We start from the raw sequence: 21,253 nt of genomic DNA, 5'->3' as shown, positions 1-21,253 counted from the left end.
GCCTGCCGGCGCGCTCGCCCGCTCGCTAAAAACGCTCCGCGTTTTCTTTACGCTCGCGCCTCGACCGAGGTTCGAATCCGTGCATGGCTTCCAAAAAAGAAAAGCCCCCGTTGCCGGAGGCTTCAAGTTCGATTGGTGCGGCGTATAGGATTCGAACCTATGACGTTCTGATTCGTAGTCAGACCCTCTATCCAGCTGAGGTAACGCCGCAGCGCAAGACATATGAAACCATTTTAGTTAATTGGAGTCAAGCACAATCTTGATTTTTTTCTAGACCATTTTCCTCATGCAGCTCCGCATGTATCACCGTTTCCCATACGATCGATCGGCTTTTCAACCACATCGAACCCAACACCGAGATTCCTCAATAGCGAGCGCACCCGCTGGGCGCAATCATACTCGGCAAACGAGATACTCAGCATGCGTGCCACCTGGTTAGAAGTCCCGACTCCATAGAACCGTTCGAGTGTTGCAAGCCCTTCGTGCGTCACAAAGGTCTCAACTACATGTGGCGACTCCTCAAAGCACCATTGGGTCAACGGACCCTCGCTCGCTTGCCTCACCACCAAGCCACCCATACCCGATGGCTCACACGTAACTAGCAGGTGCTCCCCACCTTCATCGCTCTCAAACAAAACTACCCGCTCATCAAACAGGTCCATCACATCCCCTTCTCTCGCTCGTATCTAGTAAAAGCATAGCAGGTAGACGACCGTATACAGAACATTTGTTCGTGTATTTTCTATTGAGCTGTCCGCGCGACATGGTAAGGCTCCGCGCACAAAAAAGGCGCCCCGGATAGGGGCGCCCCCGCAAATCGCTTATGCAGCAAACCTACGCGACCGGCTCGATCTTCTCGAGGCCGCCCATGTAAGGACGCAGAACCTCGGGGATCGTAATGGTGCCGTCGGCGTTCTGGTAGTTCTCCAGAATGGCGGCCATGGTGCGGCCAGCCGGCAGACCGGAACCGTTAAGGGTGTGCAGGTAGCGCGAGCCCTTGAAGTTCTCGGGATCGCGATACTTGATGTTGGCGCGGCGAGCCTGGAAGTCGCCGCAGTTGGAGCAGGAGCTAATCTCCTTGTAGGCGTTGTAGCTCGGCAGCCAGACCTCGATGTCGTAGGTCTGACGGGCAGAGAAGCCCAGGTCGCCGGTGCACAGGCTAATCACGCGATACGGAAGACCCAGCTGCTGAAGCAGGAACTCGGCCTCGGCGGTCATGCTCTCGAGCTCCTCGTCGGACTCCTCCGGCTTGGCAAACTTGACCATCTCGACCTTGTCGAACTCGTGCTGGCGGATGATGCCGCGGGTGTCGCGACCAGCGGAGCCGGCCTCCTCGCGGAAGCAGGGGGTGAAGGCGGTGTAGCGGCGCGGCAGGGTGTCGGCATCGAGAACCTCGCCGGCGTGCAGGTTGGTAAGCACGACCTCGGCGGTGGGGATCAGGAAGTTATCGCCCGAGACATGATAGGCGTCGTCCTCGAACTTGGGCAGCTGGCCCGTGCCAAACATGGTCTGGCGCTTGACGACGATGGGCGGCCACCACTCCTTAAAACCACGGCTGGTGTGCGTATCGAGGAAGAAGTTGATGAGGGCGCGCTCCAGACGGGCGCCGGCGCCACCGAGAACGGTGAAGCGGCTACCGGAGAGCTTGTTGCCGCGCTCGAAGTCGAGGATGTCGAGGTCGGTGCCCAGATCCCAGTGCGGTTTAAAGTCGAAGTCGAACACGCGTGGGGTGCCCCAACGACGGCGTTCGATGTTCTCGTCCTCGTCCTTGCCGTACGGGGTGGCCTCGCAAGGAATGTTGGGCAGGTGAGCCATAAAGTCGTACTGCTCCTGCTCGAGAGCGGTGCGGCGCTCGGCCAGACCGTCGATCTTCTCGTTGACGGCGCGCACGGCCTCCTTGGCGGCCTCGGCCTCGTCCTTCTTGCCCTCCTTCATCAGGGCGCCGATCTTCTTGGACTCGGCATTACGCGTGGCCTGGAGCTCCTCGACCTCGGTGATGACGGCACGACGCTCATCGTCGAGCTCAAAGAACTTCTCGCGATCCCAAGACGTCTGGCGGTTAGCCATGGCGGTATCGATGGCATCGGGGTTCTCGCGAACAAACTTGATATCAAGCATTAGATCCTCCGGCGATATACATTCCATTTAGGTTGCAACCTTGTACATGTATGGGCAAGTATATACTTATGAGCGTTTACGACCCAACTCAACTACGCAAGAAGGCACCCAATGGACGCAGTTTTTTCCTTTTTGTTTGGCACCCGCACCGGTTTTGCCATCCTTTTCGCCGGCGGCATCCTGCTGTTTGCGATTCTTGCCTTTGTAATGGAGAAGCGCACCCATAAGCTCTACGTCGACCGCGGGCCCAAATCCGAAGAAGATCAAGACAGCTTCTGGGACTAACCTGCCATTTAGGGACAGGTTTACTGAAGGGTGGCGTCGATGGCCTTGACCAGGGCGCTGCGCATGCCGGCGTCCTCGAGTGCGACGACGCCCTTGATGGTTGCGCCGCCGGGCGAGCACACGGCATCCTTCATCGCCGCAGGATGCTGACCAGTTGCAAGCTGCAGTTTCGCCGTACCCAGAACCATCTGGCTCACAATGCGATAGGCGTCAGCGCGCGGAATGCCGTGCTTGACGGCCGCGTCGGCCAGGGCCTCAATCGCCATGGCAACAAATGCCGGGGCACAACCGCCCACGGTACCGCCCACAAACAGCAAGCTCGTATCGAGCTCAACGACAGTGCCAAGCTTTCCGAGCAGGTCGAGCACCACGGCACGCTGCTCGCCGTTGAGCGTAGAGGACTTCTCGCAGGCGATGACGCCCTCGCCCACCGAAACCGGTGTATTGGGGACCGTCGAGATGTGCGCGACACCCGGCAGGACCTGCTCCCACTTGGCACTGTCCCAAGTCCAGGCGACCGAAAGGACGACCTTATCGGCAAGAGTATCCTTGAGCGGAGCGAAGACCTTCTCGATCATGTACGGCTTGACCGCAGCAACCACGATATCGGATACAGCGACAACCTCCGCCGCATCACGACAGGCAAGTATCCCGCGCGCCTCACAGCGCTCAACCAGGGCATCGTAGCGGCCCGCGCAGGCACACATGTCGCTCGCAGCCACACCGGCGGCAATCCAGCCATCGGCCATAGCGCTCGCCATATTGCCAAAACCGACAAATCCAATCTTCATATCTCATAGTCCTCTCAGACAGGTTCTTCAAATCGAGAGCTATTGTCCCACGGCATTGTTTCGTGTTGCCGACCTATTTGTGATACGGCTCACCACGGCTAATCTTGCAGGCGCGGTAGACCTGCTCCAGCAGCACCACGCGCGCCAAGTTATGCGGCAAGGTAATGCGTCCAAAGCTGAGCATTTCGTCAGCTCGTGAGCGAACATCGTCGCTCACGCCGTCCGATCCGCCAATCACAAAGGCGATGTCGCTGTTGCCTCGCAACATAAGATCATCGAGCCGCGCCGAGAGTTCCTCACTCGAGCGCTCTTTGCCCTCAATGGCCAGCAGAATCACATGCGCTCGGGGCGGCAGGGCTGCAAGAATCGCCGCTCCCTCCTTGTCGCGCGCGGCATCCACGCCGCCCGCCTTGGCCGGGTCGATATCGGCCACCTCGCGCATATCCACCTTGGCATAGGCGCCCAGGCGCTTGGTGTACTCGGCGCAGGCATCCTTCCAAAAACGCTCTTTGAGCTTACCGACGCATACAACGGTGCACTTCACGCGCGCCTACTCCTTCGAATCGTTTTGAACTTTGCCGGCGGTCAGCATCTGCTCGAACATAGAGGCCGACTGCGAAAAGTCGCTCGGCAGCACGACCGTCGATGTTTTACCCATGCGAGCGAACTCCGTCATCATCTCGGACCATTGCGTAAACATGAACAGCTGGTTGGCCTCATCGTTGCCGACGCCCGTCTCCTGGATAATCTCGAGCGAATCCTTGATACCCAGCGCGATGGCCTTGCGCTGGTTGGCGATGCCTTCGCCAGCCTTTTCCATTGCCTCGGCTTCGGCGGTCGCCTCGGTAACGCGCTTGATGCGGTCGGCCTCAGCGAGCTCCTGCGCAGCAGCGCGCTTACGCTGGGCGGCGTTGATGTCATTCATAGAGTTCTCGACCTCGGTCGGCAGCGCGATCTTGGTGATGAGCGTCGACACGAGGGTAAAGCCGTAGGCGGCCATCTGCTCGGATACGGTGGCGTTGACGTCCTTGGCAATGTCATCCTTCTTGGCAAAGACCTCATCAAGGGTATAGACAGGGATGGAAGAGCGCAGGGCATCGGTAATGAAGTCGCGCATCTGGTCGACGGGCTCCTGCAGCATGTAGTAGCTCTTGTAGATGCCCGAATCTGCCGGGCCGGCTCCCATGTCATAGCTCACGTGGTACTGAGCAGAGACCTCAAGGCCGATAGTCACGTTGTCCTGGGTCTTAACGTCGATCCCAAAACCGTTTTTCATGGTGCGCAGACTCACCGTGGCGGCCTTGCGGTCGATCACGGGCACCTTCATGTGGAAACCCGCGTTGACGATGCGGTTAAACTTGCCCAGGCGCTCGATGATCACAGCATGCTGCTGTTCAACGACATAGCAGGCGTTGGGAAGCAGTAGCAACAAAATGATGATGGGAAGTAGAAGGCTCGTAAGGGCAGCGATAATACCGGATAACAGCATGGTCTCTCCTCCGATGGGCACACGTTGGCACTAGGATACCCGCACAAAGCAGCCATGTGACACCATCAGGAGGCCCATAACAAAAAAGCCCCCATTGCTGGGAGCTCTTTCAATCAATGGTGCGGGCGAAAGGACGTCCGCGTATCCGCTGCGCGGATCCGCACCGGCTTCGCCCGCCTGCCGGCGGACTCGCCAGCTCGCTAAAAACGCTCCGCGTTTTCTTGACGCTCGCTCCTTCGCAGGTTCAAGTCCCTGCGATGGGCCCATAACAAAAAAGCTCCCATTGCTGGGAGCTCTTTCAATCAATGGTGCGGGCGAAAGGACTTGAACCTTCATGGGGTTGCCCCCATACGGACCTGAACCGTACGCGTCTGCCAATTCCGCCACGCCCGCGTGCAGGAATTAGAATAACGGAGCGCCACCGTGAACGCAAGAACTATTTTTGAAAAAGTTTGCAGGCATTGTCCCACGCAGCTTGCGCAATTGCCTCGGCGTTCTCGCCGGTACGATCGACACGGTCGTTAACCAGCGCGTTTGCCGTGATGGAAATCATTGCCGGCTCACACTCAAGACCGCGAATGGGCTCCGGAGCCATATACGGGCAATCCGTCTCGAACAAAATTCGATCGAGCGGGGTTGACGCAAATGCCTCGCGCACATCATTGTTGCGCTTAAAGGTGGCCGCGCCGCCATAGGCGATATAGCAGCCCAAACCCACAAAGCGCTCCATCGTGGCGCGATCCTCGCCAAAGCAGTGCAGCACGCAACCGGCCTGAGGCACACCCACCTCGCGCAGCACGTTGTACGCATCCACATGCGAGGAGCGCTCCCCATCCGCATCCTCGTGGCGCAGATGCAACTCCACCGGCACGTTACGACGCACAGCAACTTCGAGCTGACGTGCCATACAGTCGATCTGCACGCTGTGGGGCGCCGGCGCAATGTCGTCGTCGTAATCCATGTGGTAGTCCAGACCGATCTCGCCGATACCAACGCATAAGGGATCATCAAGCGCAGCAACGACCTGTGCATGAATGTCATCGGTATAGTCCGGCGCGCCATAGGGGTGCACACCGGCGAGATACTTTATCTGCGGAATATCCCGCATCGGTAAAATCTCGCGCACCAGCCAGTCGCTATAGTCCGTCACGCTGCGTTTGTCGGCAATGGGATCAAAGATCGTCACCAACAGGTCGACGCCTGCAGCCTTGGCGCGCACAAGCGTCTCGGGTACTTCCTTGCCCCAAAACGAGAGCAAGTGCGCATGCGTATCGGCAAGCGGCGCCAAGGGCACGGGGCAAGCAACCGTCTTCTTTTTCTTGGTAAACGTCACGCGCTCGTCATTAGGCATCATGGATTAGCTCCTGAGCTAGACGGACAAAATCGGCAACGCCAAGCGTCTCGGCGCGCGTGCTGGGTGCGATGCCGCAAGCCTCAAAGGCGGCATCGAGCGCGTCCTTGGCAAAGCCGTTGGCGCTCATGGAATTGCGGATGGTCTTGCGACGCTGAGCAAACGCAGCGTCAATCACGCGGGCCACAAACTCGCGATCAAGCCCCTCGGGCGCTACGCCGTCGACACGGTCGATGCGCACGACGGCCGAATCCACATGCGGCGCCGGCATAAAGCAGCGCGGCGGCACCTCAAAGCGACCCGTCACCTGCGCATACAGGCCGAGCTTTGCCGTATAGCCGCCGTAGGTCTTGTTGCCCGGCGTTGCGGCAATGCGATCGGCAACCTCCTTTTGAACCATGACGACGGCGCGCTTGAGCGCGGGCATCGTCTGGAAGAACTGCAGAATGATCGTCGCTGCCACGTTATAGGGCAAGTTCGCGACAAATACCGTCGGCTCACCGCCCGCGGCCTGCTCAATCTGCTCCGGGCACACCTTGAGCGCGTCGCCCATGATAAAGCGGAAGTTGGCATAGTCGGTGGCATGGGCGTCGAGCACCGGCTCGAGCTCGGGATCGGCCTCAATCGACGTGACGCACGCCGCCTCCTGAAGCAGCGCAAGCGTGAGCGTTCCAACGCCCGGACCAACCTCGAGCACGCGCTCATCGCCCGCAAGTTCGGAAAGCTCGCAAATACGCTCGATCACATGGTTGTCGATCAGGAAGTTCTGGCCCAGGCGATGCTTGGTCGCAAGGCCAAACTCCTCCAGCAGCTCCCTTGTTGCCGTGGGGTTTGCCAAAGGCGAAGTTGTCATAGTTGCCTCCTTAACATGGTGGCGGCGTCTTGAAACAAAAGGGCATGGACCGTTGCGGCCATGCCCTTACACCTAAACAGCAGATTGCCGATATGGCGCGCGGCGTCTTAACCCAGACGCGGGAACAGCGGCTCACCCTTCTCGACGGGCTGACCACCGGCAAGCAAACCCCAAGCGCAAATGCCCTTGAGGTCGTCGCTCGCGGCCTCGTCCTCGCACGACAGGCGGCGCAGGGCCTCGGTAGAAGTCTGGGGCATGAGCGGCATCAGCAGGTGAGCGGCAATGCGGATGGCCTCGAGGAGGTTGTAGATCACAAACGCCAGCTCGTCGGCCTTGGCCTCGTCCTTGGCAAGTGCCCAGGGCTCGGAGTCCTCGATGTAGTGGTTGGCGGCGTGGATGAGCTCCATAACCTCGTCTTTGGCTCCACCGTAATCGAGCACGTCCATCTTGGCCATGTAGCGCTCGGCCAGGCCATCGGCGATCTTTGCCAGCGGGTTATCGAACGCATCGAACGATGCGGGCTTGGCGGGCGCGCAACCGTCAAAGTACTTGCCGCTCATGTTGAGTGAACGCGAGATGAGGTTGCCCCAGCTGTTAGCGAGATCGGCGTTGTAGACCTGCTCCATGCGATCGAAGCTGATAGCGCCGTCGGTGCCGGGGACCACGTCGGTCATAAAGTAGTAGCGATAGCCCTCGACGCCCAGCATGTCGATAACATCCTGCGGGGCAATGGCGTTGCCACGGCTCTTGGACATCTTCTCGGCCTTGCCAGTCTCGGCATTGCGCACGGTCAGAAAGCCGTGGGCAAAGACGTGCTCGGGCAGAGCCTCGCCAATGGCCATGAGCATAGCGGGCCAAATGACGCAGTGGAAGCGAATGATGTCCTTGCCCACAATGTGGAACTGCGCAGGCCAGCGATAGGCCAGCTCGGCACGGGCCTCGTCGGTGTCGACACCGTAGCCGACAGCCGTCATGTAGTTGAGCAGCGCGTCGAACCACACATAGGTCACATGGCCCTCATCGAACGGAACCTGGATGCCCCAGTCAAAGCTCGTACGGCTCACGGAAAGGTCGTTGAGGCCGCCCTCGACAAAGCTACGCACCTCGTTCATGCGGAATGCAGGCTCGACGAAATCGGGATGCTCGTCATAGAGCTTGAGCAGCTTGTCCTGGAAAGCGGAAAGCTTGAAGAAGTAGGACTCCTCCTGCACGCGCTCGAGCGGACGATGACAGTCGGGACACAGGTGCTGGCCGACGCTGCCGTATTCCTCGTCACCCTTCTGGACCTGCGTGTCGGTAAAGTAAGTCTCGTCGGGCACACAGTACCAACCGTCGTAGCTGCCCTTATACAGGTAGCCAGACTCCTTCATGCGCTCCCACAGATACTGCACCGCATGATGCTGGCGCGGCTCGGTGGTACGGATGAAGTCGTCGTTGGAGATCTCGAGTTTGCTCCAAAGCTCCTTGAAGTGCGGAGCCTGGCTGTCGGTCCACTCCTGCGGCGTCATGCCATGCTTGGCTGCGGCCTCGGCGACCTTCTCGCCGTGCTCGTCCATGCCGGTCAGGAACTTGACGTTATAGCCGGCGGAGCGGCGATAGCGAGCCTGGACGTCGGCGATGATGGTGGAATAAGCCGTGCCCAGATGCGGATCGGCATTGACGTAGTAGATAGGCGTCGTGATAAAGAACGAAGGCTTGCTTTGATCCATGGGGTTTGTCCTCCAGAAAAACGTTGCATACAGGGGATGATTCTAACGCAAGGGCTGGATATCCTCCATCTATTGCATATTGAGCACCATGGCATAGACATCGCGCTTGCGGCGTGAATACTTCTGAGACAGACGCTTGGCCACCGCAGAGGCGGGCTCCCCCTCCTCGAGCGCGGCGCGGATATCCGCGCGCAGGGCCTCGTCGGGATCCGCTGCCGCTGCGCCAACCGGCACGATGCCGGCCTCCTCGTCTTCACTCGGTGGCGCAATGACCAGCGCAATCTCGCCCTTTACTTCGCCGCGAGCACGCAGCCCCTCGGCAAGCTGGGCGGCGGGCCCGCGCAAGACCTCCTCGTGCAGCTTGGTGAGTTCGCGGCAGACGGCAACCTCGCGCTGGGGAAAGACCTCCGCCACGGCCTCGAGCGTCGCCACGATGCGATGTGGAGACTCGTAGAAGATGAGTGCGCCGGGCACCACGGCAAGGCGCTGCAAACGGCGCACGCGGTCGCCGTGCTTTCGGCCCAAAAAGCCCTCGAAGAAAAAATGCTCGCAGGGAATACCGGACGAAACGAGCGCCGTGACGCAAGCAGAGGGCCCGGGAATAACTTCGACGGGCACATCGGCCTCACGCGCCGCCTCGACCAGCGCCTGGCCGGGATCGGACACGCTCGGCATGCCGGCATCCGAGGCAAAGGCAAGGGTCTCACCCGCCAGCAGGCGGTCAACCAGGCCGGCGGCGCGGCTGGCGATCACATTCTCGTCACAACGGACAAGCGGCTTGGAAATGCCCAGGTGCATCAGCAGCTTTGAGGTCACGCGCGTGTCCTCGCAGCAGATCGCATCGGCGGCGGCAAACGCCTCGCCAACGCGCGGAGACAGGTCGCCCAGGTTGCCGATGGGTGTTCCGACCACATAGAGTTTGCCCGTATGGGCGCTGTTTTGCGTCATATCAACCTATTCAATCATGCCGCGCTCGAGCGTACCGAGCGCCGCGCGGGCGTCCCATGCTGCGATGCGTTTCTCGGTCTTCCACGTTTGGAAGAACCAACCGGCAGCCGGCGCAAACGAAGCCAGCTGATTGGCGATAAACACGCGCTCGTAGGCATTGCGGCCCTCGGGCGTAACCGACGAGTTGGCAAAGATCGCCGCGCCCGACCATTCGCCCACCAGCACGGGGAACCCTGTCGAAATCGCTTCTTTAAGCTCGCGCTTGTTGCGGGAAATCGCCGTCGTCAGCCCGCGGGGGCTCGTGATGTCGAGCGCATGCTCGTCGCGGTAATGGTACAGGTGAAGGTCCATGCAGACGTTCTTGTACTTGGCGCCGCGCATAAAATGCTTCCACTCGCCGGGATGTCCCGACGAGGAGAAGACGACGATCTTATCCTCGGGCATATACGAACGGACGAGCTCGTAAGCATCGCGATAGAAATTGCGCAGGTAGTGGGCCGGAATGCCATCCGTCATGGTAAAGAGACTCTTGCGGACACTCATCTGCGGCGTATCCAGCAGCTCAATGCCCAGAAGGCTTTCGGCTTCGCCGTAGCGATCGGCCAAACGCTCCAGCACATCGAGCGCAACGTGACGACCGTTGGTGGACGAATGCCACTCGGCAACAGCCTCCGGCGTGGTGGGCGAATCGTTGGAATCGCCCTGGCCACCGGGCACAGTCGCTAGATCGAGCAGCACGCGAATGTCGTACTTGGCAGCCCACTCAATTGCACGGTCAATGTAGTCGATAACCGAAATGTAGGACGCATCGGACTCCTGCGAGCCAAAGGCATACCAGGGCACCGGCAAACGCACGGCATTGAGACCAATCTGCGCCATACGGCGAAAATCATCTTCGCTTACGAATGTCTCATAATGGCGACGCATGCGCTCGTTATAGGCAGCAGTGCCCATGGCTTCTTGCAGTTCCGCCGCATTGGACGCACCTGTCGCCGCGTACAGCGACGGGGTCACCCAAGGCTCGGGAATAAACCAGCCAGAGAGATTAACGCCGAGTATCCTCTCCATCACGGCCCCCTTCGAATCGTGCAGGGCGAACCCGCATCGTATTGCATAGGAAAAGTATCGTTTTGAGTATACCCGCGCACACGGACAGCCGATCGAACGGTCTGCAAAGTGGCGCAAAAGTAGGAGTAATGTCTGGGCGGGCACACCCGAGATGGTACGCCAAGATGTGCACGCACGCCGAAGGCAGGCGCCGGAAGGCGCATCCCGTTTTTTGCTCAATAATGGAATGCATTTTCCGCCAGCAGGCCCAACCGGAAAGCATGTCCCGTAATTTCACGTCATTCCGGGTCGCATTTTCCCAAGCGCCCCTAAAGCGGAAAGCGCATCCCGCTCAGGATTGAAATTCTGGGATGCGTTTTCCGCGGGTCCACATAAAAGAAAAGGACCCCTTTGCAGAGGTCCTAGTCAATTCAAGGTGGCGGGGAAGGGAATCGCGTCCGCGCGCTGCGCGGACGGACCGCTGCGGCGCTTGCGCGCCTTGCGAGCTACGCTGGCAAACGCTATCGCGTTTCCTCAGCTCCGCGCCCTCGCGGGGTTCGATTCCGTGCGGGGGCTACATAAAAGAAAAGGACCCCTTCGCAGAGGTCCTAGTCAATTCAAGGTGGCGGGGAAGGGAATCGAACCCCTGACACGAGGATTTTCAGTCCTCTGCTCTACCAACTGAGCTACCCAGCCATTTGAGGTGTGCCTTGTTTCAAGGCTTGATTAGTATAACCAAGGACGCGCTCCGGTCAACCGAGAATTTGAAAAAAGTTTTTGGACACCGCCTCGGTTCTGTAAAGCAGCACGTCAGAGACATCAACCGGCCGCAAGAAGTTTTTCGCTCAGGGCCTTCAAGCCTGCACTCGTTGCAAGACAGTGGGCGATACAAGGATTGAAAGGCGTTCCAGCACCGCCCAAGCACCGGGACAGGAGCACATGCGCCAGGGGCGGACATTTTCGTAGCGTGCAAGGATATTGCCGCTGCAATCAATAAAGGCAATGTCGATGGGATAAGCCATAAAACAGGTGTGGACCGAAGAGCAGCACGGAAACGCCATGACGAGCGGCAGTCCGTCAGCCGTAATCGGCACGCGGCCCAGCATGCCGCGCAAGCGTGCGCCAAACGATTCTGCCACCATAAACTCTGCCGGCGACCAACCGAGCCTATTGAGCGCACGCGCGTAGGCGATATAAGACAAGACGGCGCTCACATGACCACCCCCGGTCGCCACGGATCGACCGTAACCGCGCGCTCGTGCGACAGCTTCGCCGGCGTCCCCAGAGAAACGCCGGCAATGCTAAGCAATCTAGGCCACGGCTCATAGTACATGACGCAGGCATAGGTCCTAAACGTCCCGGACAGAGAGAGCAAGCCGCCGTCAGACGACGCCGAGCTCTGCTCGCTCGAGACCTCGACCTGCAGATCATAGCCCTGCATAGCCGCCTGAATCTCGGACTGGACACGCACCGAGGCATCGACAGAGCTCTTGTCGCCCTCCCCTTCCGGCGCCACAGCGTGCGCCAGCACGATATCGGGCACCACGCGATCGAAGCGCGCAACGGCGCCGGCAAAGACCATGACGTTGTACACAATGAGCGCAAGCGCCAGCAAAACGGGAGCGACCACTGCCATCTCGACCGTCGCCTGGGCGCGCTCCTCGCGCAGACGCATGCGGATACTCATTACGACCCACCGCCCAGAGCGCCAACCAGCGTGGCGACATCGACGGTAAGCGGGATGGAACCACCGCCGGGCAACGGAATCTCCGCAAGTGTGAACACTGTACCGCTAATGGTGCGTTCGACTTGATATTCCAACGCCTCGCAAAGCGCCTTGGGATCGGTCACGCCCAACGGAATACTTCGCAGTTTGTCTTGCGCTTGAGAGAGACCGGCAATGTCAGACCCCGGACTCTTAATGACGTTAGCGGAATCGGTCAGCACCGGCTTTCGCAGGCGCAAGTCGCACGGTTCCAAACCCAGCGCCGCCACGGACGCCGAAACGGTATCGCCGAGCCACGATGCAATGGAGCCCAACGCGCCGCTGCCCCCTCCTAGGTCTTTAATCATCTCGTCCATAAGTTCGTCGGCCGAACCTTGGATGTCTCCGTATCCCACAAGCAGGCGTCCCCAAACATCCATGACGCCATCGAGTACGCCGGCAACGCCGCCCGAGCGCTCTTCCAGTGTCGAGAAAAACCGCGAGAGCACGTTGTTTTGCGCCGTCGCGTTGTCGGGAGCCAAGACCGCGGCAGAGATTGCACCGCGACTGCCGAGCGTAACCGGCTTATTGAATGAAGAGTTGAGCTTACCGGGACTGGTCATATCGCCCGAGACCGCAAAGGCGACCACGCCGTTTCGGCCGGGCGGGGCGATACGCGGCCGCTCGCCCGAAAGCGCCTTGATGGCCTGGTCAAACGCATTACCCGCGCGATCGGCCTCGTCCTCGGTCTGACGCATAAGCTCGAGCTCTTTGTTGCGACATTCGACGTAATCTTCCAGGGCGTCTTTGAACTTGTCAAAGTGGTATTCGAAGCCGTTTTCGATAAATGATGGAGGCATGAGGGCGCGACCCAGGTCAACGACGTCAAATTGGCACTCCTCGCACACATCGTGGCCATCGTAATCGACGACGGATGCCAACCCGCCCGGCGACCCATTCTTATAGTTGGGGCATCCGGTCCCATAGTGCAGGTATGTCTTGCCGCCAATATCACTCGTAGGCCACATGGCATCGGTGTAGAGCTGGGTTCCCTTCACCTCATCTGGAGTGCGTGGCAGGAATGGGATCTGGGATAAGATTTTTTCACCATCATCTTTAATATACGAGTGATCGAGTTCTTCGATTGCATAAGCGTAAAACGCTTTGCGCGCGACAGACTCCGCTTCCATCTCTACACCCCCACCAAGCGGCCTTTCATTTGCCAGGCGCCGGCGGTAATAGGCCTTCGCGCGATCGAGCGACACTTGCGGCTCCCATGTGACACTCGAGGCATAGTGCGGATTCTCAATATCCGAAAGCTTCGCCAAGCTCCTCGCGCGTTCCCACATGCACGAACAGCTTCCGACTGCGCCTCTGTCCGATCCGCCGCAGTCGGCAAGCCAGGCGCGTTCCTTGGCCTTTGACGTTTTCTCGGACGCTTTCTTCAGTTCCTTGGCAGCATAGTCAAGGTCTTTTGAGGTGCTCTCGATGGCATCGGTCGAGATTTCTGACCCTTTGAGCGCAACAAAGTCCGACTCCGATGTCCTGGGCACGGCGAGCGCTGTGCCGGTATAGGTCACGTTATCGGTATCCTGCGCCGAAACAGCCTGCGTAGCTCGCGCGGCAACCAGATATGGCAGAGCCGTTTCGACTTTTTGCAAACCCTCCGACGCACTTTTGGCAAACCTATTGCGCGTCTTAATAATCTCAATCCCGGTATCGACCATATCGCTTGCGGCTATTTTCCCACCCGGCACCAGCATGGCAACCAAGCCGGTGCCGATTGTGGCAAACCCCGCCAAGCCCAAGCTCAAAATGCTCGCATCCACCACCGTGGCTGCTGTATGGTAGGACGATATCACGTTGGCACCCGCCAGAGCACCGCTATCGGCCGCCACCTGGGTATCCCCGGCACGCGACATACTCCATATCGCCGCCGTCGACGAAAACAGCAGCGTAAGCACCACAAGTATGACGACCGCCGAAGAAAGCGTAGTGTAGGCACCGTCCTCGATAAACAAGTCGATACCGGAGCGGCCCATGAAGCCGCCCCGCTTGCGGCGGGCATTCGACCGGCAACGGCACACGAGCCCTCGCATCATTCGAAGCAGGCGACGCCTAATCCCACGCGGCAATCCACGAATCATAGTCTCCCTCCAGCCATCCGGGACGCGATCGGTACGAAACGTCGACTTTCAACTCAACATTTCCTCCTCCCCCCACATTGCCCATGGCCTGCGCGAACGCGCCGATCACGGGCAGCGGCTTTACATCACCCGCGATAGATACAGACGAAACGCCCCCTGCGCCCGCCCGGCCAAGCTCGATATCCCACGACAGCGGTCCGCCGGCGTGAAAGATCGAGACATCGGGCACCGCGGCGAGACGGCGGCGGGCAAACTCCTTGAGGTCGTCGTCCTCCGCCGTCGTCGTGGTCATGAGCCGCGCCGTCTCGGCGGCGGCAGACTCCATGACCGCACGCGTATAGAGCAGGCACACCGGCTGCAGCACAAGCAGGATGAGCGTCAAAAACGTCGCCAGCAAAAAAGCGGCCTCGACCGTGGACTGCGCCCAATCCTCGCGCGCGATATCAATAGAGCGCGATGTCTTTGGCGCCTGCGGCGGCGTCGATAACCGATGTCGAGGCGACGCCATGGGACGCCGCCCGTGCAGCCAACGCCGCCAAGCGTCCGTCGGTGCCGGCGCGCCAAAGCCCCGCAATCGCCAGCACGATGGAAAGCAGCGCCATGGTGACGATGGCGTACTCAACGGTCGATTGGGCAGACTCCTCGCGCAAAACGTCAAGCATTTCACGATCCCTCCTTTGACCCCGATGCTTGCGGAACCAAGCGCACCGCGCGTAAGCGGCACGAGGCGTCGCCGGCATCCGCAGCAACCGTCACCATATCGACCCAGCCGCGCCCATCGCGCACGATGGCGCCCCATACGTTGCCCTTAATATCGAGATAGCCGCTCAGGGCGAGCTGGGCCGTTGGCACCTCGCGGTAGGCGCGTAACATATCCGCCGTTGCCTCGGTCATCGGCCGCTCCTCGGCCCATGTCAGCCGGGCTGCGACTGCGTTGTCCGCAGATGGACCCGCCGCAGCATCCGCCCGTTCGTCGAGGGCGCGCAGAAAAGTTTGTGCCGCGACGGCGGCATCCCTGTCGGCCGTGTCCCGCGCTTTGTCATCGGGAGGCGCCACCGCGCCCGAGCTCCCATCCGCGACGGCCCCAGAACGCTGCTGTCGCACGGCATTCAGCCCCCAGAGCGTCGCCGCAATCGCCACAATCAGGCAAGCGAGCACCAGCAGCACGCCAACAGAATGCCCGCCTTCTACAGGCTGTTGATGCCGTCTTTGATCGCGTTCCATAGCTTTTCGACGTTGCCCTTAAATGCAACGATGGCAATGATCGCGATTACCACGAGCACGCCGACCAAGATGGCGTACTCGGTGGTACCCTGCGCGCTTTCCTCCTGCACCAGCGCCTTGGCACGTTGACAGGAACGCATTGCACGATAAAGCGTCCGACTCCAAACCCTACCCATAACGTCAGCCATTTTGTTCATGTATTCCTCCCTACATCATCCCGCCTGCTCCCAGCAGCGGGCCCAATATGGATAACAGCAGTGCCGGCAAGATGAGCGTGCCGGTGGGAATCAGCAGCTTGACGGGCGCTCGTTCAATCTCGCGCTCGACCGCGGCACGATGGGCGGCGCGGATCTCGCGACTTTGGGCAGCAAGGGTCTCGGCAAGCGGGGCACCCAGGGCGAGCGCTTGACCCACCGTAATGGCAAAGGTCTCGAGCGCCCGCACGTCCAGGTCCTGCGCGGCCGCCAACAACTCGTCCTCGCGCGCTCCCACGCCCACCTGCCACGCCATGCATGCCCGTTCAAGCCGAACAGTCAGCGCCGATCGACGATTGGCGCAAAAGATCTCGAGCGCCGCATCGAACGAAAGGCCGGCGGAAAGCCCCAGGCGCACCACATCAATCATCTCGGACACCTCGCCGAGCGAAACCTGCGCTGAGTTGTCCACGCCAAATGCGCCCCTCACCCGCGCAATAGCGGCATCGATCACCGAATGGGCCGCAGCAACGACCAGCACCGCCTCGCCCCTGAAAATCTCCATGGTCTTGCGCACATCCGAGTGCTCCAGGCCCGTCGCGACAAATACGCCGAAGGCGCACAGGCAAGCCGCGGCGGCAACCAGGGCGCTCACAGCTCCACCCGCATAATGCGTCGGATAACCATTAGGGCGACGCCGTTAAGGGCAAGCCCCAGAACCACGGCACCGGCGCCTACCGGCGTTGCGAGACCGTAGCGAAAATCTGCCGAAAGCAGGGCCAGCACCGCGCACATACCCGCCGGCATCGCCGCGACCATATGCGCCGACATGCGCGCCTGCGACGTTTTGACATCCAGGCGGCGCTTAAGCTCAATACGCTCCCCCACCATGCTCGACGCCTCGGACAGCAGATCGGCAAGCGGGGCACCGGTCCGCTGCGACACCTTGAGCGCCAACGTGACAAGCGAAAGCCCGGGGGCGTCGATGCGGACAAGCAGGTCGTCGAGCGCATCGGCAGCCGAAATGCCACAGTCGATCGCCGCCGCCACCCGCAGAAACTCGGTATGCACCGGCTCTTGCGCGTGAGCGCCCACAAACCGCATGCCCTGGGCCAGCGAATGTCCCGAGGCAAGCGACATGGAAAGTGCCGTAAAGGCCTCGGGCATGGCTTCCTCCACATCGCGCTGCTCGCGTCGGTGGTCAAAGATGTCGCGTGCGGCGCCCGCGGCAAAGGGCGCAACCGCTCCCAAAACAAAGCCGATGGGCGATAGCGACACCACGGCAAGTGCAAGGCAGCAGACGCCACTCGATAGCAACAGGAACGCTAAGCGTGAAGCATCATCCTCAACGACAAGACCGATGCGGCGCACGGGAACCAACGATACCCAGGAGCGGGCGATCTTTTTCAGCAGATCATTTTTCACCAGCTCGCGTGGCAGCTTCTCGGCCACCGATTTAAACATATGGCGCACCAGCTCCGCCGGCGGCACCCTCGGCACATGAGGCTCCACTCCGCATACCGTCGCGACCGAAAACCCGGCAAGGCCCCCTACGACGAGGGGCACAACGACCTCCATTCGTCCACCTCCTCCTGCGTAAGCGTTCCCGAGCGCAAGCCCTCTGCGATAAACGGCGGCTCGCGGTTGAGGGTCCAGGTGCGCTCGGCGGCATCGAAGGTCACGTAGCGCTCGAGTTCCACGCCACCCGACGCGCCGCGTCGCACCCCCGAATAGGAGGACACAAAACGCCGGCCGTCCGCATGGCGCTCGGACATCACGATGCCGTCAAGCGCCATAGCGATTTGTTCCTCGATAAGCTCGCTCGGCAGATCGATGCCATAGCGCGCAAGCAGCGTCAAACGCACCACGGTCTCTTGCTCGGTGCCCGCATGAAGCGTGGTGAGCGACCCATCGTGCCCGGTGTTCATGGCCTGCAGCATGTCGCAACATTCCGCACCGCGTACCTCACCCACCACAATACGGTCGGGACGCATACGCAGGGCGTTGGTCACCAGGTCGCGGATTGTCACCGCACCCTCACCCTCAATTGAAGCCTCGCGCGCCTCCAGGCGAACCACATGCGGGTGATGCGCGAACTTGAGCTCGGCGGAATCCTCGATCGTCACGATGCGCTCGCCGGTAGATATCTCGCACGATAGCGCGTTGAGCAGCGTAGTCTTGCCCGACCCCGTACCGCCCGCAACCGCCAAATCTTGGCGCAGCGACACCGCACACGAAAGCAGTTGCGCATACCAAAGCGGCAGCGACCCCAGGCCCACAAGCTCGTCCAACGAACAGATGCGATCCGAGAACTTGCGGATAGTGAGGATCGGCCCATCGATCGCCACGGGCGGAATCACCGCGTTGACGCGATAACCTGTCTTGAGGCGGGCGTTGACGATGGGACTGCGCTCGTCGATACGCCTGCCCAGCGGCGAGATGATGCGGTCGATGAGCACGCGAATCTGCTCGTCATCCTCAAACGCATGCTCGATGGGGTATAAGACCCCGCCGCGCTCAAAGAAAGCCGAGCGGCAACCGTTGACCATAATCTCGGTGACGGTGTCGTCCTCGATGAGCGGCTGCAGCGGGCCCAAGCCCACCACGTCATCCAAGATCTCGTTGATGATGGTCTCACGCTCGGGCGTCGCCAGGTCGGTCGGTTCTTCCACGTTGAGTGCCGCCTCCACCGCAGGACGCAATTCCGAGCGGGCAAGAACCGGATCGATGTAGGCACTGATGCGTGCCACCTCGTCGTAGCCCACGCGGTCCATCACGGCCCGCTTGGTGCGGCGCTTGACCGCACGGCGCCGTCCCACATCGACAGGTGCCGTCGCCGCTGCCGCACCGGCTGCTTTAATTCTCGTTTGCAGGCTCATCGGCAATCACCCTCACGCGACCAGGGAAGGCGGATGCGCGGGCGTTCGGTGCGCGTTGCACGGTCGGCGACCATATCGCTCCAAGGGCCGACGGCGCACCCCAGTTCCACGAGCATCTCACGCGTGGCCTCGCGCACGCTGGTCGCGAAAGCGCTGGTCTGCCCCACTGCCTCGTCAGCGCGCCCAAACGCCATGAGCGCGGCGAGATCCTGCCCGCCATCGGCGATACGAATCTTGGAGCTCAACGCACAGGCAATCTCAAAGCGCATGGCGACATCCTCGTCCGCCCCACGCGCGCCAAATCGGTTGAATACGGCGCTCATGCGCGTGCGCGGCACGCCCACACGGCTCGCCAGCTCAATGACGCGCGCTGCAGACGTCGCGGAAGAAACTGCCGCATCACCCACGACAAGGCAACGGTCGCACGCTGCCACCGCAGCCGCCACGGCATCGCCCCAAAAGACCGAGGTATCGATAAGGACCACGTCGGACTCACGACGCAAGATGTCGAGCAGCAGCTCTACCGGACGCGCCATGAGCTCGGCGCGCTCGGGCGCTGCGACAGGCCCCCAAAGCGTAACGCCTGGGGCAACGCGCATCGATGCAGCGACCACATCTGGCTCCGCAAGTGCGCCCGTGACCGACGGCTCGATAAGTGTCGCCATGTCATGCGGGGCATCGGCGCCCAGCAAGTCATAGAGATTTCCAAACATTAGGTCCAAATCGAGTACGGCAGCTCGCAGACCCAGCAACGAAGCGGCATGCGCCATCGTGGCGACAATCGTCGACTTGCCACAGCCGCCCGATCCCGAGACGGCGCAGATGACCGGAGCTCGATGCGACGTCGACGCAGCGTCTGCCAGCGGCGCAGGGGCTGACGACGTAGGCGGCAACGCCCCCGTCTCGCCAGCCGCACCCAAGTGCTGCGTCCACGCCGGCACGGCAGGCTGCTCAAACGGTAGGGGCGGAACTGGGGATTCCGCTGTCACGTCGACGTGCGGACCATCACCCGCGACAAGGCCCTCGACCTCATCGAGTCCATCGGCCAGGCTCACGCCGTGCACGTATCCCATATCTACGGCCAGGAGGTCTTCGCCATACGGCACCGACGCTCCGGCGTCATCACACGCAAGGGGGCCCGGGGGGCGCCGAACATGCTCGGCTTCCGCTTTCCCATAGTCATCAACACGCGGGCCTCTTGTAGCGCGAGGCGCCCCGGGTTCCCTATCAACAAAAACATCGGGCTCAGGCGACACGCCCCAATCGGAATCAACCGCTCCCTCGCCCACATGTCCGCTGCCGCATATGCTGTGCGCAGCGATGACCTCGGTCGCCCCCGCGCGAAACAGCCCCTCGATATCCGACGGATCGAGCGCCTCTATCAACACCACGACGCGGCTCACGCGTCCTTCGGCAGTCAGGCGCGCGACGGTCTCTCTCACATCTTTAGTATCAAACAGGGATGCCGCGATAATGGCAGCGCCACGGCGCGAAGGAAACGCCCGAGCCATAGACACCAACCCGTCTAGGTCGCCCACGCGAAGCACCTGCGCGCCCGCATCGCGGCCCTCGACTTCCTGCTGCAGCAGTCCGTAATCGCCACACGCGCAGCACGCAAGCCAGATCGCCTTCATCACTCGTCGCCTCCGCTCTTTTTGCCGCGTGCCGTGGCGGGAATCGTCAAGCTGACCGTTCCCTTGCCCGAGGCTCCCAGCAATTCCTTGACGTCTTTGGGGTCGGCCGCCAGCGTCACCCACTCGACCTTGCCTTCGCGCGTGGCACCGGCCTCGTCGCTGGTATCGATCACATACGCGCCGCACAGCCGGTCGGTCACGCCGTCTTTTTGCACGTACACATCCACGTAGCTGCCCACGCCTGCGGCTCCGCCCACCGAATGCTCGGCATCGACCGCCACCGAAACGGCAACCTTGCCCTTGGGCACCTCGAGCGTATGGCTCTCGGCTTTGGTGTAGACATCGCAGACCACGGCATTTTTGGGAATACGCGAGGTCGTCACGTCGCCACGCACCTGGCGCAGTTCGGTCGCCGCATCGCGCGGCAGCAGGCTCGCGAGCCACTCTTGGGTTACGACATTGGTCTCGTCGAGGGTCTCACCCACATCGATATCACGTGCGGCAACGCAAACTTCGACGCGATCGCCGCCGTATTTGGCCAAGGTTTCGGCCTGGGCCTGCTCAGCCCGCGAACGAACCGATGACCCGTAAACCATGCAGAGTGCCGCGGCGAGCACGCCCGCTGCCAGACTGATGGCGATGCGCTTGCTCTTGTTCACGGCAGCTCCTCTCAAGACAGCACTGGGCGGATGGGATGCCCGTACCACTATTGTCCGAGCGGCCAAGCAACAAAACAGCGCGATCACCATCTTGGTTTTAAGTGTCAAACCAATTACCAGCCAAGAGCTGACCAACCCGTCAAGCCCGCGGCAAGGTTTTGGTCAGCGCGTCGGCAAAACGCTCATTTAAGGGCGCATCGCCAGTAAAAAAGCCGCCTCC

General features: G+C 60.9%; 24 protein-coding genes and 3 tRNA genes. 2 read left to right on the top strand and 25 right to left on the bottom strand.

The genetic code is table 11. The features are described 5' to 3' along the window. Positions 1–133 precede the first annotated feature (133 nt). From ACTQ1E_RS04130 to serS, 3 genes are all read right to left on the bottom strand, one after another. Positions 134–210, bottom strand: a tRNA-Arg gene (locus ACTQ1E_RS04130). A 74-nt stretch (positions 211–284) separates the two neighbouring features. Next, complete coding sequence (locus tag ACTQ1E_RS04125) at positions 285–662, bottom strand: hypothetical protein (protein ID WP_441564910.1); 378 nt, start codon at positions 660–662, stop codon at positions 285–287. A 172-nt stretch (positions 663–834) separates the two neighbouring features. Next, positions 835–2,118 (bottom strand): serine--tRNA ligase, encoded by a 1,284-nt coding sequence (serS, locus tag ACTQ1E_RS04120; RefSeq protein ID WP_427729163.1) that lies wholly within the window; start codon positions 2,116–2,118, stop codon positions 835–837. Positions 2,119–2,229: 111 nt separating this feature from the next. Between serS and ACTQ1E_RS04115 the strand changes: the two genes are divergently transcribed. Then, positions 2,230–2,403 (top strand): DUF6724 family protein, encoded by a 174-nt coding sequence (locus ACTQ1E_RS04115; protein WP_195838594.1) that lies wholly within the window; start codon positions 2,230–2,232, stop codon positions 2,401–2,403. A 20-nt stretch (positions 2,404–2,423) separates the two neighbouring features. Here the strand turns inward: ACTQ1E_RS04115 and proC are convergent, their stop codons facing one another. The 22 genes from proC to cpaB form a co-directional block, all read right to left on the bottom strand. Further along, on the bottom strand, positions 2,424–3,194 hold the full coding sequence (gene proC / locus ACTQ1E_RS04110; protein ID WP_441564908.1) for a pyrroline-5-carboxylate reductase: 771 nt from the start codon (positions 3,192–3,194) through the stop codon (positions 2,424–2,426). 73 nt (positions 3,195–3,267) lie between these two features. Then, entirely contained in the window at positions 3,268–3,738 is a 471-nt protein-coding gene (rlmH, locus tag ACTQ1E_RS04105; protein ID WP_370450649.1) for a 23S rRNA (pseudouridine(1915)-N(3))-methyltransferase RlmH, read from the bottom strand. 6 nt (positions 3,739–3,744) lie between these two features. Then, positions 3,745–4,683, bottom strand: a complete 939-nt coding sequence (locus ACTQ1E_RS04100) for an SPFH domain-containing protein (protein ID WP_441564906.1) — start codon at positions 4,681–4,683, stop codon at positions 3,745–3,747. A gap of 306 nt (positions 4,684–4,989) precedes the next feature. Next, positions 4,990–5,076, bottom strand: a tRNA-Leu gene (locus ACTQ1E_RS04095). Positions 5,077–5,119: 43 nt separating this feature from the next. After that, the gene (locus tag ACTQ1E_RS04090) at positions 5,120–6,037 is read right to left on the bottom strand and encodes a TatD family hydrolase (protein ID WP_441564904.1); all 918 of its coding nucleotides are present in this window, start codon (positions 6,035–6,037) and stop codon (positions 5,120–5,122) included. Next, the gene (rsmA, locus tag ACTQ1E_RS04085; protein WP_441564902.1) at positions 6,027–6,887 is read right to left on the bottom strand and encodes a 16S rRNA (adenine(1518)-N(6)/adenine(1519)-N(6))-dimethyltransferase RsmA; all 861 of its coding nucleotides are present in this window, start codon (positions 6,885–6,887) and stop codon (positions 6,027–6,029) included. Before rsmA ends, ACTQ1E_RS04090 begins: the two co-directional genes overlap by 11 nt. A 107-nt stretch (positions 6,888–6,994) precedes the next feature. After that, on the bottom strand, positions 6,995–8,596 hold the full coding sequence (gene metG, locus ACTQ1E_RS04080; protein WP_154517665.1) for a methionine--tRNA ligase: 1,602 nt from the start codon (positions 8,594–8,596) through the stop codon (positions 6,995–6,997). Between the two features lie 69 nt (positions 8,597–8,665). Continuing rightward, positions 8,666–9,544, bottom strand: a complete 879-nt coding sequence (gene rsmI / locus ACTQ1E_RS04075) for a 16S rRNA (cytidine(1402)-2'-O)-methyltransferase (RefSeq protein ID WP_441564900.1) — start codon at positions 9,542–9,544, stop codon at positions 8,666–8,668. 6 nt (positions 9,545–9,550) lie between these two features. Then, complete coding sequence (locus ACTQ1E_RS04070) at positions 9,551–10,612, bottom strand: glycoside hydrolase family 5 protein (protein WP_441564898.1); 1,062 nt, start codon at positions 10,610–10,612, stop codon at positions 9,551–9,553. Between the two features lie 602 nt (positions 10,613–11,214). Continuing rightward, positions 11,215–11,287: transfer RNA gene (locus ACTQ1E_RS04065), tRNA-Phe, on the bottom strand. A 158-nt stretch (positions 11,288–11,445) separates the two neighbouring features. Further along, positions 11,446–11,805 (bottom strand): DUF192 domain-containing protein, encoded by a 360-nt coding sequence (locus ACTQ1E_RS04060; RefSeq protein WP_441564896.1) that lies wholly within the window; start codon positions 11,803–11,805, stop codon positions 11,446–11,448. Then, complete coding sequence (locus tag ACTQ1E_RS04055) at positions 11,802–12,278, bottom strand: hypothetical protein (RefSeq protein WP_441564894.1); 477 nt, start codon at positions 12,276–12,278, stop codon at positions 11,802–11,804. The genes ACTQ1E_RS04060 and ACTQ1E_RS04055 overlap by 4 nt, the downstream gene beginning before the upstream one ends. Next, positions 12,278–14,338: a hypothetical protein gene (locus ACTQ1E_RS04050; RefSeq protein ID WP_441564892.1), complete on the bottom strand. Its 2,061-nt coding sequence runs from the start codon at positions 14,336–14,338 to the stop codon at positions 12,278–12,280. The genes ACTQ1E_RS04055 and ACTQ1E_RS04050 overlap by 1 nt, the downstream gene beginning before the upstream one ends. 76 nt (positions 14,339–14,414) lie before the next feature. After that, a complete protein-coding gene (locus tag ACTQ1E_RS04045) occupies positions 14,415–14,951 on the bottom strand; it encodes a TadE/TadG family type IV pilus assembly protein (protein WP_441540458.1) in 537 nt (178 codons plus the stop codon). Then, on the bottom strand, positions 14,887–15,105 hold the full coding sequence (locus ACTQ1E_RS04040) for a hypothetical protein (RefSeq protein WP_154517649.1): 219 nt from the start codon (positions 15,103–15,105) through the stop codon (positions 14,887–14,889). Before ACTQ1E_RS04040 ends, ACTQ1E_RS04045 begins: the two co-directional genes overlap by 65 nt. A gap of 1 nt (position 15,106) precedes the next feature. Beyond that, a complete protein-coding gene (locus tag ACTQ1E_RS04035; RefSeq protein WP_441564890.1) occupies positions 15,107–15,337 on the bottom strand; it encodes a hypothetical protein in 231 nt (76 codons plus the stop codon). A gap of 293 nt (positions 15,338–15,630) precedes the next feature. After that, the gene (locus ACTQ1E_RS04030) at positions 15,631–15,864 is read right to left on the bottom strand and encodes a hypothetical protein (protein WP_427719148.1); all 234 of its coding nucleotides are present in this window, start codon (positions 15,862–15,864) and stop codon (positions 15,631–15,633) included. A gap of 10 nt (positions 15,865–15,874) precedes the next feature. Continuing rightward, a complete protein-coding gene (locus ACTQ1E_RS04025; RefSeq protein WP_441564888.1) occupies positions 15,875–16,516 on the bottom strand; it encodes a type II secretion system F family protein in 642 nt (213 codons plus the stop codon). Then, positions 16,513–17,439: a type II secretion system F family protein gene (locus ACTQ1E_RS04020; protein WP_441564886.1), complete on the bottom strand. Its 927-nt coding sequence runs from the start codon at positions 17,437–17,439 to the stop codon at positions 16,513–16,515. The genes ACTQ1E_RS04025 and ACTQ1E_RS04020 overlap by 4 nt, the downstream gene beginning before the upstream one ends. Continuing rightward, entirely contained in the window at positions 17,412–18,740 is a 1,329-nt protein-coding gene (locus ACTQ1E_RS04015; protein WP_441015631.1) for a CpaF family protein, read from the bottom strand. The genes ACTQ1E_RS04020 and ACTQ1E_RS04015 overlap by 28 nt, the downstream gene beginning before the upstream one ends. Next, positions 18,737–20,374, bottom strand: coding sequence for an AAA family ATPase (locus ACTQ1E_RS04010; RefSeq protein WP_441564883.1), 1,638 nt, complete (start codon positions 20,372–20,374; stop codon positions 18,737–18,739). Before ACTQ1E_RS04010 ends, ACTQ1E_RS04015 begins: the two co-directional genes overlap by 4 nt. Continuing rightward, positions 20,374–21,033 (bottom strand): Flp pilus assembly protein CpaB, encoded by a 660-nt coding sequence (gene cpaB / locus ACTQ1E_RS04005; protein WP_427719097.1) that lies wholly within the window; start codon positions 21,031–21,033, stop codon positions 20,374–20,376. Before cpaB ends, ACTQ1E_RS04010 begins: the two co-directional genes overlap by 1 nt. On the opposite strand from cpaB, the gene ACTQ1E_RS04000 reads away from it, so the two are divergent. Continuing rightward, positions 21,020–21,223 (top strand): hypothetical protein, encoded by a 204-nt coding sequence (locus ACTQ1E_RS04000; RefSeq protein ID WP_195838599.1) that lies wholly within the window; start codon positions 21,020–21,022, stop codon positions 21,221–21,223. The genes cpaB and ACTQ1E_RS04000 overlap by 14 nt on opposite strands. Positions 21,224–21,253: the final 30 nt, after the last annotated feature.

Source organism: Collinsella sp. LCP21S3_C7 (genome assembly GCF_052118485.1).
Classification (GTDB): Bacteria; Actinomycetota; Coriobacteriia; order Coriobacteriales; family Coriobacteriaceae; genus Collinsella.
The sequence above is the reverse complement of the archived record's forward strand: the minus strand, read 5'-3'. Positions and strand labels throughout refer to the sequence as shown.